Source organism: Flagellimonas sp. B-3, from assembly GCF_056857835.1.
The window spans coordinates 476,153-492,946 of sequence record NZ_JBSXNW010000024.1; the positions used below are offsets into that span (position 1 = coordinate 476,153).

Annotated in this window: 16 protein-coding genes; 10 read left to right on the plus strand and 6 right to left on the minus strand. The window is 41.5% G+C overall.

What is annotated here, in order from left to right; genetic code table 11:
• Positions 1 to 12: 12 nt before the first annotated feature.
• From AC13CS_RS14670 to AC13CS_RS14690, 5 genes are all read right to left on the minus strand, one after another.
• Positions 13 to 792, minus strand: coding sequence for a DUF1963 domain-containing protein (locus AC13CS_RS14670; protein ID WP_293166512.1), 780 nt, complete (start codon positions 790 to 792; stop codon positions 13 to 15).
• Positions 793 to 990: 198 nt separating this feature from the next.
• Complete coding sequence (locus AC13CS_RS14675) at positions 991 to 1,638, minus strand: cation efflux transmembrane domain-containing protein (RefSeq protein ID WP_293166510.1); 648 nt, start codon at positions 1,636 to 1,638, stop codon at positions 991 to 993.
• A 62-nt stretch (positions 1,639 to 1,700) separates the two neighbouring features.
• Positions 1,701 to 2,795: a serine hydrolase domain-containing protein gene (locus AC13CS_RS14680; RefSeq protein WP_293166508.1), complete on the minus strand. Its 1,095-nt coding sequence runs from the start codon at positions 2,793 to 2,795 to the stop codon at positions 1,701 to 1,703.
• Between the two features lie 71 nt (positions 2,796 to 2,866).
• Complete coding sequence (locus AC13CS_RS14685; RefSeq protein ID WP_293166506.1) at positions 2,867 to 3,043, minus strand: hypothetical protein; 177 nt, start codon at positions 3,041 to 3,043, stop codon at positions 2,867 to 2,869.
• Between the two features lie 5 nt (positions 3,044 to 3,048).
• Entirely contained in the window at positions 3,049 to 4,341 is a 1,293-nt protein-coding gene (locus AC13CS_RS14690) for an aminopeptidase P family protein (RefSeq protein WP_293166505.1), read from the minus strand.
• A 79-nt stretch (positions 4,342 to 4,420) separates the two neighbouring features.
• Here AC13CS_RS14690 and AC13CS_RS14695 point away from each other — a divergent pair, with 79 nt between their 5' ends.
• Complete coding sequence (locus AC13CS_RS14695; RefSeq protein ID WP_293166504.1) at positions 4,421 to 4,810, plus strand: DUF2721 domain-containing protein; 390 nt, start codon at positions 4,421 to 4,423, stop codon at positions 4,808 to 4,810.
• Between the two features lie 183 nt (positions 4,811 to 4,993).
• Positions 4,994 to 5,425 carry a hypothetical protein gene (locus AC13CS_RS14700; RefSeq protein WP_163624210.1) on the plus strand — a complete coding sequence of 144 codons (432 nt, stop codon included), beginning with the start codon at positions 4,994 to 4,996 and terminating at the stop codon, positions 5,423 to 5,425.
• A gap of 21 nt (positions 5,426 to 5,446) precedes the next feature.
• Here the strand turns inward: AC13CS_RS14700 and AC13CS_RS14705 are convergent, their stop codons facing one another.
• Entirely contained in the window at positions 5,447 to 6,337 is an 891-nt protein-coding gene (locus tag AC13CS_RS14705; RefSeq protein WP_293166502.1) for a RimK family alpha-L-glutamate ligase, read from the minus strand.
• A 172-nt stretch (positions 6,338 to 6,509) separates the two neighbouring features.
• Here AC13CS_RS14705 and AC13CS_RS14710 point away from each other — a divergent pair, with 172 nt between their 5' ends.
• The 8 genes from AC13CS_RS14710 to AC13CS_RS14745 all read left to right on the plus strand — a co-directional run bounded on the left by AC13CS_RS14710 (position 6,510) and on the right by AC13CS_RS14745 (position 16,239).
• Complete coding sequence (locus AC13CS_RS14710) at positions 6,510 to 7,178, plus strand: succinate dehydrogenase cytochrome b subunit (RefSeq protein WP_293166500.1); 669 nt, start codon at positions 6,510 to 6,512, stop codon at positions 7,176 to 7,178.
• Between the two features lie 2 nt (positions 7,179 to 7,180).
• A complete protein-coding gene (locus AC13CS_RS14715) occupies positions 7,181 to 9,184 on the plus strand; it encodes a fumarate reductase/succinate dehydrogenase flavoprotein subunit (protein WP_293166498.1) in 2,004 nt (667 codons plus the stop codon).
• Positions 9,185 to 9,240: 56 nt separating this feature from the next.
• Positions 9,241 to 9,633: a four helix bundle protein gene (locus tag AC13CS_RS14720; protein WP_293166495.1), complete on the plus strand. Its 393-nt coding sequence runs from the start codon at positions 9,241 to 9,243 to the stop codon at positions 9,631 to 9,633.
• Between the two features lie 27 nt (positions 9,634 to 9,660).
• Positions 9,661 to 10,407 carry a succinate dehydrogenase/fumarate reductase iron-sulfur subunit gene (locus tag AC13CS_RS14725; protein WP_293166493.1) on the plus strand — a complete coding sequence of 249 codons (747 nt, stop codon included), beginning with the start codon at positions 9,661 to 9,663 and terminating at the stop codon, positions 10,405 to 10,407.
• 537 nt (positions 10,408 to 10,944) lie between these two features.
• Complete coding sequence (locus AC13CS_RS14730) at positions 10,945 to 12,357, plus strand: sensor histidine kinase (protein ID WP_293166491.1); 1,413 nt, start codon at positions 10,945 to 10,947, stop codon at positions 12,355 to 12,357.
• 42 nt (positions 12,358 to 12,399) lie between these two features.
• Positions 12,400 to 13,182 carry an enoyl-CoA hydratase-related protein gene (locus AC13CS_RS14735; RefSeq protein ID WP_293166489.1) on the plus strand — a complete coding sequence of 261 codons (783 nt, stop codon included), beginning with the start codon at positions 12,400 to 12,402 and terminating at the stop codon, positions 13,180 to 13,182.
• 24 nt (positions 13,183 to 13,206) lie between these two features.
• Positions 13,207 to 14,760, plus strand: coding sequence for a hypothetical protein (locus AC13CS_RS14740; RefSeq protein WP_293166487.1), 1,554 nt, complete (start codon positions 13,207 to 13,209; stop codon positions 14,758 to 14,760).
• 807 nt (positions 14,761 to 15,567) lie between these two features.
• Positions 15,568 to 16,239, plus strand: coding sequence for a collagen-like protein (locus tag AC13CS_RS14745; protein ID WP_293166485.1), 672 nt, complete (start codon positions 15,568 to 15,570; stop codon positions 16,237 to 16,239).
• The last annotated feature ends 555 nt before the right edge of the window (positions 16,240 to 16,794 follow it).

Consider the following 16,794-nt stretch of genomic DNA (forward strand, 5'->3'; position numbering starts at 1 on the left):
TTTTGCTCTTTATCACCCAACAGAGACTGTTACCTCAATCCTGTAAAAATCACGTTTTTTTAAATTATCAGGGGCAATCCAAAAATGGAGGTAATTGTCACCAAAACAATAGTCGTATAACAAAATATAGTCGTCCAAATAATATGGATTTTCATATTCGTCATCATCTAACAAAAATGTGGGCTTTCCTAAAATATTGCCGGATATTTCCTTTTCAAAATTATGGCGTAATGGATTTAACAGTGGAAAACCAAAGATATTGGTAAGCATTTCATTCAATCCATTTGGCATAACTTTAGTTATTTCATGCCTCTCATCCCAATTGCCATATGTAAATCCAGCCTCAAAAGTTATTTTTGATAACCCTTTTTTATCACCAACCGTTTCCAACAATTGTAACTGGTTAACCTCTCCTTTAAAATATAAAGCCTTGGCAGAAACATTATCCGAATCAAAAAATAGATATAAAATGCCTGTTTGGGGGAAAAGACCAAAAATATCATAAGGTTTTAATTCCTCAAAATTAAATTGAACCAAAAACTGGTAGCCCTCAAAAATAGCTGTATTTATATTTTTTGGCAGGTGAGGAATCCCTTTACTCTTTGATGAACCTATGGGGATATCGAATTCATCAACTACTTTATCATGTACCACATCAATGCAGAATTGCAAACCTTCTGAAATATTTTCCTTCGAAAATATATAGTCTGAAGCGTCTATACCAATAGTGTCAAAATACTCCTCGAGCGGATAATCTAAAATTGCTTGTCTTGCTTTTTCAAGTTTATTCATGGTTAGGTGGATTTGGGTTCTGCGTAAAGAAAAATATTTTTTTGGATAGCCTCCAAAAAAGTATTTTTAAATGTTCTATTTGGAATTTAATAGGACAGTTAAAAACAAATGATTTATTACATTTCTTAACGACATTCCAAAAAGGATTGTCAGATAAGTTTTATATCTTCAAGGTGTTTCACAAATTGAAATACTTTTCTAATCGCAGGCACAGTGTTTATTACTGCGTGCCTTTTCAAAACATTCCTTTCCTTCGGAAAAAGCAAAATAGGCCAATCCCAAAGTACCGATACTATCAATATAAGGAATCTTAAAAAGTTCGTAGATCCCACTGCTCACCAGTAAGATGATGGACATATACACGCAGACCAGTGTGCAATTGGCATCGGCCAAGATAGGTGCTGAATTCAGTTTACGACCCACTTTGCGTTTCCACCAAACCAAAATCCACATTACAAGAATGGATATTGCTGAAATGATGACGCCCCAAAAGGTCGTCAGCGGTTTATGCCCCGTCCAAATATTATAACTGCTGGAAATAACCAATCCAACCACCAAAAGATAAAAAGCCACCCCTGTAACCCTTAGGGCGGTTCGCTCAAAATTGTCGCGATTGCTGTCCGGATTCTTTTGGATGCGCAAAACCATGTGGGCAATGCCCAGTCCAGAAATCACCTCGATAAAGCTATCGGTTCCAAACCCAAATAGCGCAAGGCTTTCATCTTCAAAACCCAAATAGGTGGAAATAATCCCCTCGGCAATGTTGTAAAAGATAGTGAACAGGGCCAGGGCAAAGGCGGTCCGGTAGAGTTTTTTATCCTGAATCTTTGGAAACGTCTTAGGCATGCTTTCTTTTTAGACTTCTCCAATTTCCGAGATTTCGGGATAAAAATCAAACAAATTGGCAATCACCTACCAAAATCGTTGTTGTTCAAAATCATTTCAGCTATTTCACGTGTGATTTTTGTGGGTGAGTTACAATCGCAATTACTTAGGCCTATTACATAAATATCCTCTTCGGGCAAATAAACCCCCATGGATTTAAACCCAAAAATAGAGCCTCCGTGTTCAAGACTCTTGCTGCCATTCATGGTTTTGACATGCCACCCATAGCCATAATTGGTCAGTTCCCCATTGTTCAAGGTATAATTCGTAAAAACCTTTCTTGTGCTTTCCTTACTGAGCAATATATGGTTCTTGATCGCTTGTTCCCACTTTAACATATCATCCACAGTGGACATTAAGGATCCCGATGCAAAAGGAATGGAATAATTGATATGCCTAGCGTTGATATAGTCTTCTCTTTTATGATAGCCGGAAGCTCTGTTCGGTATCACTTTTGAACGTCTTGCATAATAGGACGACGACATTCCCAGCTTTTTGAAAATATGCTTTTCCACAAAATCGGCATACTCCATACCCGATGTTTTTTCAATGATATAGCCTAAAATGATATAGCCCGAATTGTTGTATTTAAATTTTTCTCCGGGATGAAAGTCCATGGGCTCGTTCTTAAAAAAATCAATCATCTCCAACGGTTCCATGTTATTGTTCGCTATGGCGTTGAGCCCTTTTACGCTTGTAAAGCTTTTTATTCCTGAAGTATGGTTCAATAAGTGGTGAATGGTGATTACATGGCCGCGTGTGGGATAATCGGGAATGTATTCGGTTACCTCATCATCCAATTGCAACTTTCCCTCTTCCATCAACATTAAAATGGAAACAGCAGTAAATTGTTTGGTCATGGAACCGATTTCGAAGACATTGTTGGTTTCCATTGGCACTTGAAGTTCAAGGTTGGCCAAACCAAACGCTTTTTTGTAAATGACATTGCCCTTTTTTGCCACCAAAAAAACAGAACCAGGTCCGTTTTCGGCAAATTTTTCTTTAAGCTTATCGTCTATCTGGATTTCTAAGTCCTGTGCGTTCAGCAAGGGTTGAAGCCCTACTATAAAAGCAATCAACAGAAACCGTCGAAGCCTCGTATTTAGTCCGTTTTTCATTTTACCTTACATTTTTTGATTTGTAAGGTATGACGGTACTTTATTGAAACAGGTTACACGGTCCGAGGAAATTATTCCGAACCCTTGTTCTTTTTAGTGTAGTAGAAAATGGCATAAGCGATGGCGGCCAATACCACAAAAGGGAGATAGCTCCCGATAACCACGCCAATTTCGTAGGCACTGTCGGGAGCTTCCTCCATCTTTTTTTCAATGTTTGATTGTTGTACTAAAAACAGTAAAACCTTCATCTGGTCTATTTATTCATCAACTCCTCTATCTCTTCAATCTCAATGGGAATGTTTCTCATTAAGTTAAAAGGTTCTCCCTTTTCTTGAATTACAACATCATCTTCCAGACGAACACCCATTCCTTCGGCTGGAATATAAATCCCGGGTTCTACCGTAAATACCATATTGGCTTTCATCGGTTTTTTCAACTCACCATAATCGTGGGTGTTCAGGCCTATGTGATGACTGGTTCCGTGCATAAAGTATTTTTTGTATGCTGGCCAATCAGGGTTTTCGTTCTGCACATCGGCTTTGTCCAGCAAGCCCAAACCTATAAGTTCGGAGGTCATGAGCTTGCCCACTTCTTTATGGAACTCGGCCCAAATAGTTCCGGGCACCAACATTTTTGTCGCCTCGTTCTTAACGCGAAGCACCGCGCTGTACACTTGTTTCTGCCTGTCGGTAAATTTCCCGTTTACAGGAATGGTACGGGTCATATCACTGGAATAGTTGGCGTACTCGGCAGCAAGGTCCAACAAAATCATGTCCCCGTCATTCACCTCTTTGTTGTTTTCCAAATAGTGGAGTACATTGGCGTTGCTGCCCGCTGCGATAATAGGGGGATATGCAAAACCTCTGGAACGGTTGCGAACAAATTCGTGCAAAAATTCTGCTTCAATTTCGTGCTCCCAAACCCCTGGCTTAACAAACTCCAAGATTCTTCTGAACCCTTTTTCGGTAATATCGCAGGCGGTTTGCATCAACTCGATTTCCTCTGGTTCTTTTACACCACGAATATTTTGCAAAATAGGGTTGCTCTTGGCCCATTGGTGCGCTGGATATTCTTTTTTGCATTTTTCGATAAACCGTGCTTCCCGTGTTTGGGTTTCCACTGCTTGGCGGTAATGCTCGTTGGTATTGAAATAAATCGTGTCCGCCTCCGTCATCAAATCAAAAAAGATTTTATCAAACTCCGTGAGCCAATAAACGGTCTCGATGCCCGATACTTCGGTTGCTTTTTCCTTGGTGAGCTTTGCTCCTTCCCAAACCGCAATATGATCGTTGGTTTCCCTCACAAAAAGGATTTCCCTATGCTTTGGATCCATGGCATCGGGGAACAACAATAAAATTGTCTCCTCTTGGTCCGCTCCGCTCAGGTAAAAAATATCACGGTCCTGCTCAAAGGGTAAAGTGCTGTCAGCACCGATCGGATAAATATCATTGGAATTGAAAACCGCAATGCTTTTCGGCTTCATTTGAGCCATGAATTTCTTACGGTTCTTTACAAAAAGATTGCTGTCTATTTGGGCGTATTTCATAAATTTAATTTGATTTGCCCAAATGTAGCCAATTGCGTTACCGAAGACAAATCCTTACCTTCAATTTCAAATTGAAAACATGCAGCTCAACCTAAGTATTCCCGCACTCCTTTTTCCTGCCATTTCATTGACCATGTTGGCCTATAACGCACGTTATTTGGCCATTGCGGCTTTGATCAGACAATTGCACAAACAGTTTGAAGAAACCGCCGCCCAGCCCTTAAAACAACAGATCAATCAATTGCGCACCCGTTTGGGCATTATAAAAAACATGCAGGCAACTGCAATTATCAGTTTTTTGTTGGCTGCGGTAACCATGTTCTTGATCTATGTGGAAATGCGTGTCTGGGCCAATGTTATTTTTGGTATTAGTTTGGTGTTCCTTATGGTTTCCTTGGTACTCTCTCTTTTAGAGGTACAATTATCCACAAAGGCATTGGGAATCCAATTAAAGAACATGGAAAAATAATCAGTTTTTATACTGGCTTATGTAGGAATACTTCTTTTTGGTTGAAATGTGAAAAATGAGTTGTCAATTGAAAAGCCAGTTGCACCAATCCTACAGGGGCATTGGTAAAATCAGCTCAAAAATAACCGTTGCTTGCTTCTACTTTTGATGAATACAATTTGATTCATCTTACTGAAAGGATATATGCAGCGAGTTAAGGATTTGGAGTTTTTTAAAACCATACGGGAAATACGGGAATACGAATTTGGAATTTTCTACTTTTTTGATGGATTGGTCATATCGGAAATAAAAGAAGGTGAAGTTTTTAACTGGTCCATTGCCGAAAAAATAATATCCGTGGCCTACGAGGTCTTGGGAAAAGACAAACCTATTGCCTACATCAGCAATCGCATTCATAACTACTCGGTAGTCCCCACCGATTGGCTAAAGTTTTACAAACACCGACACCAATTGGAGTTTTATTCGGTTGTTGCTTACAACAAAAGCGGGTTGGCCAGTCTTGTTCTGGAAAAAATGTTCTTTAGAAACAAAATACGCCAATTTGCAAACTTGGAAGATGCCATAAAGTGGAGTTTGGCCAAGGTCAACGAAAAAAAAATTGACTTGTCGGCTTGAACTTCACCACTCAAGACGAGTTCATTTTCTGTTCCTTCCACTGTGCTTTTCTACATATTGAACAATGTGCTTGGCCACATTTACCCCCGTTACCGCCTCAATGCCCTTTAACCCCGGCGATGCATTTACCTCTATCAGTAAAGGCCCGTTTTTGGACCGGATCAAATCCACTCCGGCCACACCAAGACCCAAATGTTTGGTGGCATTTATAGCTATAAATTTTTCCCTTGGCGTTAGCTGTACTTTTTGGGTTTCGGCCCCTCGGTGCACGTTGGATCTAAAATCGTCCAGTCCACTGGTCCGCTTCATGCTGGCCACAATTTTGTTCCCCACCACCACTATTCTCAAATCTTCACCGTTGGCTTCCTCTATATATTGTTGCAGCAAAATGCTCGTGTTCATATTATACAAAGTATCTATCACTGATTTTGCCGATTTTTTGCTTTCCGCCAAAATAACCCCCTTGCCCTGGGTTCCTTCTTGCAGTTTGATGATAACAGGGGCACCACCCAACAACTCTATTTGATCGGCTACATTGTTCGGATTGATGGAGAACACGGTTTTTGGCACAGGTATTCCCTTCTTGGACATCATTTGTAGGGTAGAAACCTTGTTTCTGGCCCTGATGATTCCAAGTGACTTCGCCGTGCTGAAGACATGGTTCATTTCAAACTGCTTTACAATGGCCGCGCCGTGGCGGGTCACCGTTGTGCCGATTCTCGGGACTATGGCATCAAATTCATCGGTAATGTTCTCCGTTCCAAAAAAAATCTGCGGCTTATCGTCGCCCAACTGCACCGAACATTTGGTGTGGTCAATATGCTCCACATAATGACCTGCCTTTTCAAATTCCTCTGCAATCCTAGCTGTGGAATATACATTGAGGCTTACGGATAAAATGGCAATGTCCATGTTTTTTGCATTGGTTTGAAAATCAATTGTAATATCGGTTAAAATTCCCAAAATAGAATCCTGAAGGATTAAATCCCAGTAGCTTAAAATGAATCTAAATAACCTGTTTTACGATGTTGAAAGCTTGTTAAAAACTCATCCGTGCCGTAAATTTGTTGAAAAACCAGCACTAATGAGTGGAATGATAAAGTCATCGCTTGCCCGAAAAGTGATAATGGCACTTTCGGGTCTTTTTTTGGTTGTTTTTCTTACACAACATTTTACCATTAATTTTGCTTCGGTAGTAGATCCCGAAACTTTTAATTCCTGGTCCCATTTTATGGGATACAATCCTTTGGTACAGTTTGCCCTACAACCTATTTTGATTGCTGGCGTAATTGTACACTTTGTAATGGGTTTTGTTTTGGAGATCCAGAACAGAAAAGCCAGGGGCACAGCCTATGTAAAGTACAAGGGCAGCGCCAATGCTCCATGGGTGTCCCGCAATATGATCTATTCCGGATTGGTTATCCTTGCTTTTTTGGCATTGCACTTCTACGATTTTTGGGTACACGAAATGGCCTATAAATATATTGAGGCCAACCCTGAGGACCCAACACGTTACTACGCAGAAACCGTAGAAAAGTTTGCTCCCATTTGGAGAACCATCATTTATGTGGTGGCATTCTTCTTACTGAGCCTTCACTTATGGCACGGGTTTGCTTCATCTTTCCAATCCATGGGCGTAAACAACAAGTATACTCCAGCCATCAAAACTTTCACTAAAATATTTTCGGTGGTCATTCCATTGGGCTTTGCTTTTATCGCCCTTTATCACCACCTTAACCCAATAACACATTAAGTATGGGCATATTGGATTCCAAAATTCCATCTGGGCCGTTGGCCGATAAATGGACCAAACATAAAAACGACATCAATCTGGTTAACCCTGCCAACAAAAGGAACATCGACATCATTGTTGTAGGTACAGGACTTGCAGGGGGTGCCGCAGCAGCCACTTTGGCCGAGTTGGGTTATAACGTAAAAACATTCTGCTATCAAGATTCACCGCGTAGGGCGCACTCCATTGCGGCCCAAGGGGGAATAAACGCTGCAAAAAACTATCAAGGAGATGGCGATAGTAACTACCGTCTTTTCTACGATACCATAAAAGGTGGTGATTACCGCTCCCGCGAAGCCAACGTTTACCGTTTGGCGGAGGTGTCGGGGAACATCATCGACCAATGTGTGGCGCAAGGGGTTCCCTTTGCCCGTGAGTATGGGGGAATGTTGGACAATCGCTCTTTTGGTGGGGTACTGGTATCCAGAACCTTCTATGCCAAAGGACAGACCGGTCAGCAATTGTTGCTCGGTGCATATTCCGCAATGAACCGCCAAATAAACCGCGGTAAAATACAGGCCTTTAACCGTCACGAAATGATGGATTTGGTATTGGTAGACGGTAAGGCTCGTGGAATAATCGCCAGAAACTTGGTGACCGGAGAAATTGAAAGACACAGTGCACATGCCGTAGTTTTGGCTACTGGAGGGTACGGAAATGTGTTCTTCCTTTCCACCAACGCTATGGGAAGTAACGTAATGGCTGCTTGGAGAGCGCACCGTAAGGGGGCTTTCTTCGCCAATCCATGTTTTACACAGATCCACCCAACTTGTATTCCTGTTTCAGGCGACCATCAATCCAAATTGACATTGATGTCCGAATCACTTCGTAACGACGGACGAATCTGGGTGCCTGCGAAAAAAGAAGATGCTATTGCCATACGCGAAGGCAAATTGAAGCCAACGGAAATTGCTGAAGAGGACAGAGATTATTATTTGGAAAGAAGGTATCCCGCCTTTGGTAACCTAGTGCCCCGTGATGTGGCTTCGAGAGCTGCCAAGGAACGTTGCGATGCAGGATTTGGGGTAAACAAAACCGGGGAAGCGGTATTCTTGGATTTTGCCTCCGCCATTGAACGTTACGGAAAAGAAAAAGCGTTGACCTCTGGACTTAAAAATCCAGATAAAGCGACTATCACAAAATTAGGTGAAGAGGTTGTTGAGGCCAAGTATGGTAACCTGTTCCAGATGTACGAAAAAATCGTAGACCAAAATCCATATAAAACCCCAATGATGATCTATCCTGCGGTACATTACACCATGGGAGGTCTTTGGGTAGATTATAACTTGCAGACCACAATCCCTGGTTGCTACGCAGCCGGAGAGGCCAACTTTAGCGACCACGGTGCCAACCGATTGGGCGCTTCCGCTTTGATGCAAGGTCTGGCAGATGGATATTTTGTACTGCCATACACAATTGGCGACTACCTATCACATGATATTAGAACAGGGGCCATTCCAACCGATACCAAGGAATTCGACGAAGCCGAACAACAGGTCCGTGATAGAATGGAAAAGTTGATGGGTGGCTCTGGAATCCATTCCGTGGACTACTATCACAAAAAACTGGGCAAGATCATGTGGAACAAATGTGGTATGGCCCGGAACGAAAAGGAACTGAAAGAAGCCATCAAGGAAATTTCGGCGCTAAGGAAAGATTTCTGGGAGAACGTAAAAATTCCCGGAAGCATCGACTCTAAAAACCAAGAGCTGGAAAAAGCTGGACGCGTTGCCGATTTCTTGGAACTGGGCGAGCTTTTCGCGAAGGATGCATTGCACAGAAACGAATCCTGTGGCGGACACTTCCGTGAAGAGTACCAAACGGAAGAAGGCGAAGCACTACGTGACGACGAGAACTTTAAATATGTGGCCGCTTGGGAATATAAGGGCGAGCCCAAAGATGCCGAATTGCACAAAGAGGATTTGGTATATGAAAACATTGAACTGAAGACAAGATCCTACAAATAATTATTGTGTTATTTGTTATTTAAGTTATTGGATAAAGAACAGCAGTAGAATTATTAGTGGGAAGTTTTAAATCTTTTGAAGAGTTGGCCTGTTGGAAAGAGTCGAGAATTCTAAGAAATTATGTTAAAGATGAAATCATTCCTCTTTTGCCCAATTCTGAAAAATTTGAGCTTGTTAGCCAAATAAAGCGTTCTTCCCGGTCAGTTGGGAACAATATTGCAGAAGGGTTTGGAAGGTTCAACTATCAAGAGAACATTCAATTCTGCCCCATGGCAAGAGGCTCTTTGAATGAAACTTTGGACCATATGATTATAGCGTTTGATGAAAACTATATCACAAAGGAAAAACTTAATAACTTTAGAGAGTTACATAACAGAACATTAAAAATACTAAACGGTTATATCAAATATTTAAAGGATGCTAAACTAAAACACAGTTTAAACCAATAACCGATTAACTTAATAATTAGCGAAGCAATGAAGCTACATTTAAAAATATGGCGTCAAAAGGACGCATCCTCACCTGGGAAAATAGTTGATTATACCCTTGATGGTGTAGAAGGAGATATGTCTTTCCTAGAGATGCTGGACATCTTAAATGAAGAATTGGTCTCCAAAGGAGAGGAACCCGTAGAGTTTGACCATGATTGTAGGGAAGGTATCTGCGGAACGTGTTCCCTGCAAATCAACGGAGAGCCCCACGGACCGGATAGATTGGTAACCACTTGCCAATTGCACATGCGAAAGTTCAACGATGGGGACACCATTGTAATTGAGCCTTTCCGTGCCAAGGCATTCCCTGTGATCAAGGATTTGATCGTGGACCGAAGCTCATTTGATCGCATTCAGCAAGCTGGTGGATACATCTCGGTGAACACATCCGGAAACACAATTGATGCCAACTCAATTCCAATCAACAAATACGATGCGGACGAAGCTATGGATGCCGCTACCTGTATTGGTTGTGGGGCTTGTGTGGCCGCTTGCAAAAACGCAAGTGCCATGTTGTTCACCTCAGCCAAAGTTTCCCAATTTGCCTTGTTGCCGCAAGGAAGAATCGAAGCTACGGAACGTGTTCAAAATATGGTTCGCCAAATGGATTTGGAAGGTTTTGGCAATTGTACCAATACGGGAGCATGTGAGGTTGAATGCCCAAAAGGTATTTCCTTGACCAATATTGCCCGTATGAATCGCGAGTACTTATCCGCTACTTTAAAGGGGTGAAATCTTATAAAATTTCAATATACGAAACCCAAATTTCCAATAGGAGTTTGGGTTTTTTGTTTTTAGGAAGAAATCTAAGTAGTGTTAGGTCGAGCGCAGTCGGAACCTAATTTAAATGGGGAAATCAACCGAAACCTCTCGACTGCGCTCGAGGTGATATATTCTTGAAAATCAGCATTTTTTGTATCAAGATTACTTGCCTTGTGTAGGACAAACCAAAATATCTTTTATTCGCTCTGGGCCCTTAGCATAACGATCAATCCAAAAATCGAACAATGGGGTATTCGTTCTTTGTTGGGCAAAGGATATTCTATGATAAATAATAAATGTAATTTTTTAATATGCTCGCCTTCCACCTTTAGGCAGGAATTTCATGAAACAGCTACAATACTTTTCGTAAAGCGTCAATGTAAATGAAATTCTTGAGCTTCATTTTTGCTCTTGCACTTTATTTGGCTCGATAATTGCTTAAATTTAAGGCTAAATCAAGCGAGCTTGTTAAGAAAATTTTCCTTACGGTCACGCATATTTGTTGCCATGATTACCTTGGTAGTACTCGCCTCTGTATTGATTGCCGGGGTTACGGTTTATCAGTACAAGGAACAAGGCAACGACTATCATAACGAAAGGTTGGAGCGAAAGGAAGAACAGCTCATAAAAAGCATTAACTATACGCTTAAGGAGACGACCTACCCCATAACCACAGAGAATCTTCACCTTATATTCAGCGAAGAAATTTATGAGATAGCCAACATACAAAATGTAAACTTCAATATTTACGACCTGGAGGGCAATTTGATCAAAAGCTCTCGCCCAACTTTTGAGTCCAACTCAATCGCCACTTGTCTCGACCCTGAAGTGCTGAATTTTCTCAGGGAAAGCGGAGAAACCCGGTTTGTGGAGGAAAAAAGGACGGCCGGAGATAATTATCAATCCACCTACACCTACATTTATGACCTGAGATTTAAGCCCATAGGCATCATGAACCTTCCTTATTTTGAAGACAACACCTTCAATAACATGGAATTGAGGGAATTTCTCTTCAGGTTGGGGATGGTTTATGTTTTAATGCTGGTCGTTGCCATTATTTTGGCATATTTTATTTCAAAATACATTACAAGGTCACTCCAGACCATATCGGACAAAATCAACAGAACCAACTTGACCCATCAAAACGAAAAAATTTATTTGGAAAGTCCTGGAGAGGAAATCGGAAAATTGGTGGACTCCTACAACCGAATGATAGATGAGTTAGAAGAAAGTGCCGTAAAATTGGCACGTAGCGAACGAGAACAGGCATGGCGTGAAATGGCAAAACAGGTAGCCCACGAAATTAAAAATCCTCTAACGCCTTTACGGCTAACTGTGCAGAGTTTTGAGCGGAAATTCGACCCAAATGACCCTGATATTCAGAAAAAGGTAAAAGAGTTTTCCAAAACCTTGATACAACAAATAGATACCATGAGCAATATAGCCACAGCATTTTCCAGTTTTGCCGATATGCCCGCTCAGCAGAACGAAACTTTGAATGTGGTTAAGGTGGTAAAATTGGCCATGGAGATTTTTAATGAAGACTATATTCATTTTATAGCCGACGAAAAAGAAATTGTGGCCAAGCTGGATCGGACACAACTCATAAGGGTAATCACCAATTTGGTGAAGAATGCCATTCAAGCTGTGCCCGATGTAGACTCCCCGAGAATCTTGGTAACAGTGGCCTCCGTAGGCGATCGTGTTAAAATTTCGATTGCGGACAACGGCCTTGGAATATCGGACGAGCACAAACACCAAATTTTTGAGCCCAAGTTTACTACCAAGTCCAGCGGAACGGGCTTGGGGCTAGGTATGGTAAAGAACATTGTGGAAAACTATGGCGGAACCATTAACTTTACTTCTAAAGTTGGAAAAGGAACCGTTTTTACCATTGATTTTCCAAAAGAACATAAATAATAATGGCGGACATTGTACAGCCCGTCTCAAACATCAGTATACATGGATTTCGAAAACATTTACATTGAAGAAGAGAACAATTTGGCCACCATAACCATAAACAGACCAAAAAAGCTCAATGCCCTCAACAAAAGAACAATTGAAGAGTTGCACGTAGCCTTTAAGGAGCTGGACGAAGACAGGGATATAAAAGTGATCATTATAACAGGAAGTGGTGAAAAAGCCTTTGTTGCGGGTGCCGATATTTCCGAATTTGCCAATTTCTCGGTAAAGGAAGGTCGCCAGTTGGCGGCAGTCGGGCAGCAGCAACTGTTCGATTTTGTGGAAAACCTGTCCACACCGGTAATAGCTGCAATTAATGGCTTTGCCCTTGGCGGCGGATTGGAGCTTGCCATGGCATGCCACTTTAGAGTAGCCAGTAGCAATGCTAGAATGGGCTTGCCCGAAGTATCGTTGGGAGTAATTCCCGGTTATGGTGGAACCCAGCGCTTACCACAGTTGGTAGGCAAGGGAAGGGCCATGGAAATGATCATGACCGCAGGAATGATCGATTCCGACAAAGCATTTGGATATGGGTTGGTGAACCATGTGGTATCCTCTGAAGAATTGTTGCCGTTTTGTATGAAAATTGCGAGCAGGATATCGAATAATTCCAGTGTCGCCATAAAACATGCAATAAAAGCGATAAATGCTGGTTTTAAATATGACGCTGATGGCTATTCGGTGGAAATTGATGCCTTTGGCAATTGCTTTGGAACGGACGACTTTAAAGAAGGAACCTCCGCGTTTTTGGACAAACGAAAAGCAGATTTCCCCGGATCGTGACCATTGGCTTAACCAAGCCAGATCATGAAAAAACACCTACTTCCATTATTTTGCCTTGTATTGACAGGCATGGCCGTCAATGCCCAAAAAATGCCCGTTTCCTACGATTTTGGAGAGAAATATAGAGACAGGTACCGCTATTCCAACCTCGTGGCCATTAATGAAGATGATTCGGGAGGTTACGTTTTGGTGCGCGCCTATTACCAAGGATTGGTGCTTAAGCCCAAGGGATACCTTATAGAACAGTACAACAGCGATTTGGAACTGGTTTCCGAGTACAACTATAAACTCAAAGGGTTGGACTTTGTGAACGGATTCCTGAAAAATGGCCAGTTGAACCTCTTGTTCCTAAATTATAATCCCAATAAAGAGGAATATGAATACTGGGTGCATACCAGCCCCATAATAGATTTTAATTTCAGGCCAAAAAAACTGCTCTCCATTGCTTCCGAAGAAGTAAAAGACCCCGTTGGGAAAAACTATTATAACCGAGACTTTTCCCGTGGCTTTACCACAGCCATTCTTTTTAATGAGGAGAAGACAGGGTTCGTAATAAGCACACATCATAAAAAAGGGAAGAGCAACAAACACATGATCCATTTGTTCGATACCGCGCTCAACAAAAAGTTCGAATATGATTTTTCCGATGAGATTGAGGAAAAAAACTACGCTTTTGAGAACGTAGCTTTTTCGCCAGACCTACAAACAGCCTATATTGTTGGGAAGGCCTATTTTAAGAAGAGACGTTTTAGGGTCGATGAAAGAAAGTTTCAATACGAATTGATCAAAGTCTCGCAATACGGGAGCAAAACACAATCTTTTGTAGATCCTGGCAAGTACCCGGAAGCATTGTATCCGATCTTGGTTAAAAACAGACTGGTCTGTATAGGCTTTTATGCAGATAGAAAAGACAACCGATACAACGGTATTGCTTATTTTGATGTAAACCAAAGCACATTGGATATCCAATCCCAAAAATACAATGCTTTTTCACAGCAGTTTATGGAAGACAAGTTTGGACGTGCAGGAGATCACGATATAAAAAACTTGGTTTTTAAAGGAGTTGAGGTAACCGATGACCAAGATATCTTGTTCAATGCAGAAGAATATTTTGTGACTTCAGGTTTAGAGGTTACCGGAGCTGGACAACGTGTAAAGATTGAGCGTTATCACTATAATGACATTGTTAGCGTTAAATTAGGAGCTAATGGTGATATGAAATGGGCCAGAAACATCAACAAGACCGAAGTTACCCAAGGTGATGGAGCCTATGCCTCCTACAGTTCGTACTGCAAAAATGGCAAAACGTATTTCTTTATCTGTACTTCTTCGGAGCACCCACAACTCATAAACAACGAGCGATTGATCTTTAAGCAAGGTTTTAGCAGAAACCGAAACGTTTTCCTGATTTCTTTGGATGAAAACGGAGTTATGGATTATGAAAAAATCATCGACCAGCAAGAAGCCAGATTACCACTCATGGTTTCCAAACCACTTAAGGACGAAGAGGAGGACAAAATGCTCTTCTACGCCAAGCAAGGAAGCAGAAAACAACTGGTAAAAGTTGATTTTAAATAAGAACCAAGACCCAAGTTAGAAGTTCAGGGTTCGGAGTTACGAAGTTATTCAGTTATTACGCTTTGACACTAATTTCTCGAATGGCCACGAATTGTTTCATTGTCATTTCGAACCGACCAGCGGGAGGGTGAGAAATCCCGTCACCCTGAACTGGCCTTCCTACCGGCAAAAGGCAGGTTTCAGGGTCTCACTCCTATGGGATTCCGAAACGAGTTCGGAATAACGGTTGGCTACATTTGACACGGATTTCACAAATGATCACGGATGCTTTTAAACTTCGTACTTCGAGCATCCGACTCCCGATAATCTCAAGAACATTTGTCCGCTTTATGGCTATCTGCCTGTCCGCACGGAAGAACAACAGTGGTGAAACAAAAAAATTCGAGGGAATCTGTGCAATTCCTGCCTAAAGGCGGCAGGCAGGCGTGTCAAACTTTACAGGGTTGAAACAATTCTTCACCCTCCATAGAATGTCAGGAGAAGTGATGTCATTTCGAAATGATGAGGGTAACAACGATCGAGAAATCTATTCTATACCAATACTTTAAATTTCTCGCACTCCAGCCAATCAAGATTGGGTTCCCGTTCGAAAATGATGGATTGACTTAATGTAAATTCGTGGAACTACTAGTTTCAATCTTCTCATTACAAAAATAATGAAAGAAAAAACTTACAATTTAATTTTTATATCAATTCATTTGTGCCATCCGTCAAACCAAACCGTCCATAGGTTAGTTAGGCACTAAAACACCCATTTTTACAACATACTTTTGGTTTCATATAACCCTAATTAAAAACAAAATTATTATGAAATCAATTAGATTATTTAGTATGGCCGTGCTTGGCATGGCAATGGTTTTGATCTCCTGTTCAGGCGAAGATGGAGAGCAAGGACCACAAGGAAAACAAGGACCTGCTGGGGAAAATGGTGTAAATGGAGCCGATGGTGCAGATGGAATCAGTTGTTGGGACCTTAACGGCAATGGAACGGGCGACGCCGAGGAAGACATTAACGAAGACGGCAACTTTGATGCGCTGGACTGCCAAGGTGCTAATGGTACAGATGGAAATGCCAATGTACAAGAACACACCTTTAATTTGGATGTATTTGTTAATTATGATGTACTTAATCTTGACTTGAACAATATTGTTGATAATCCATCAAACTATGCTTATCTCTATTATATTGATCATAAAAATGGTTTCAGGTATTCCATTCCAGGTTCGTTGATTGGAAATACATATTATACACGAGTATATACCGAAATTGAAACGGGAGTACTTAGGATTGAGTTCTATGAGACTTCAGATGATTCTTCTTATGTAATACCTGGAGGAGAATATACTCAAGTGGTTGTAGTAGCTATTGAACTTACAAACACGTCTAAAAACAGCGAAAACCTTATGGCAGAGCTAAAGGCTGCCGGAGTGGATACCAGCGATTACAATGCTGTGGCCGAATATTTTGGTTTGGAATAGTAAAGGATATTTCCCCGTTGGGGCACCTAACCAAAACGGAGAAGCCGGGCGAAAACTCGGCTTTTCTTATTCCATGCCCCGACATGGAATCTTATTCAATTTATCTCAAACCTTACCTTTTACCCTATACCAAAAACAAGAGATTCTGAACAGAGCGAAGAATCGCAAGCAAGGTTTGGTGTCATTTCGAGCGCAGTCGAGAAATCTATAAAGTGCGTTCATCCATTGGTGAGCATCCGTGAAATTCGTGTCAGCTTTTTTTAATAAGAGAAGTGCTTAGTCTATTGCTGGTGCGAACCTGCCTTTGTCGGCAAATAGGCGTCACGCTCGTTCCAATCATTTACAGCATTTTGTGTACTTGGCACGAGCCAAGAGGCTCGTTCTAGCGTGAAAGAGGGGAGAAATCCCGTCACCCTGAACTTGTTTCAGGGTCTCACTCCTATGGGATTCCGAAACAAATCCGGAATGACGACCTGAAACAAATTTGCACGAATTAAGTTTGGAGTTATTGTATTGCTGTAAACTGCCACTGCCTACTGCCAACTGACTTCGTGC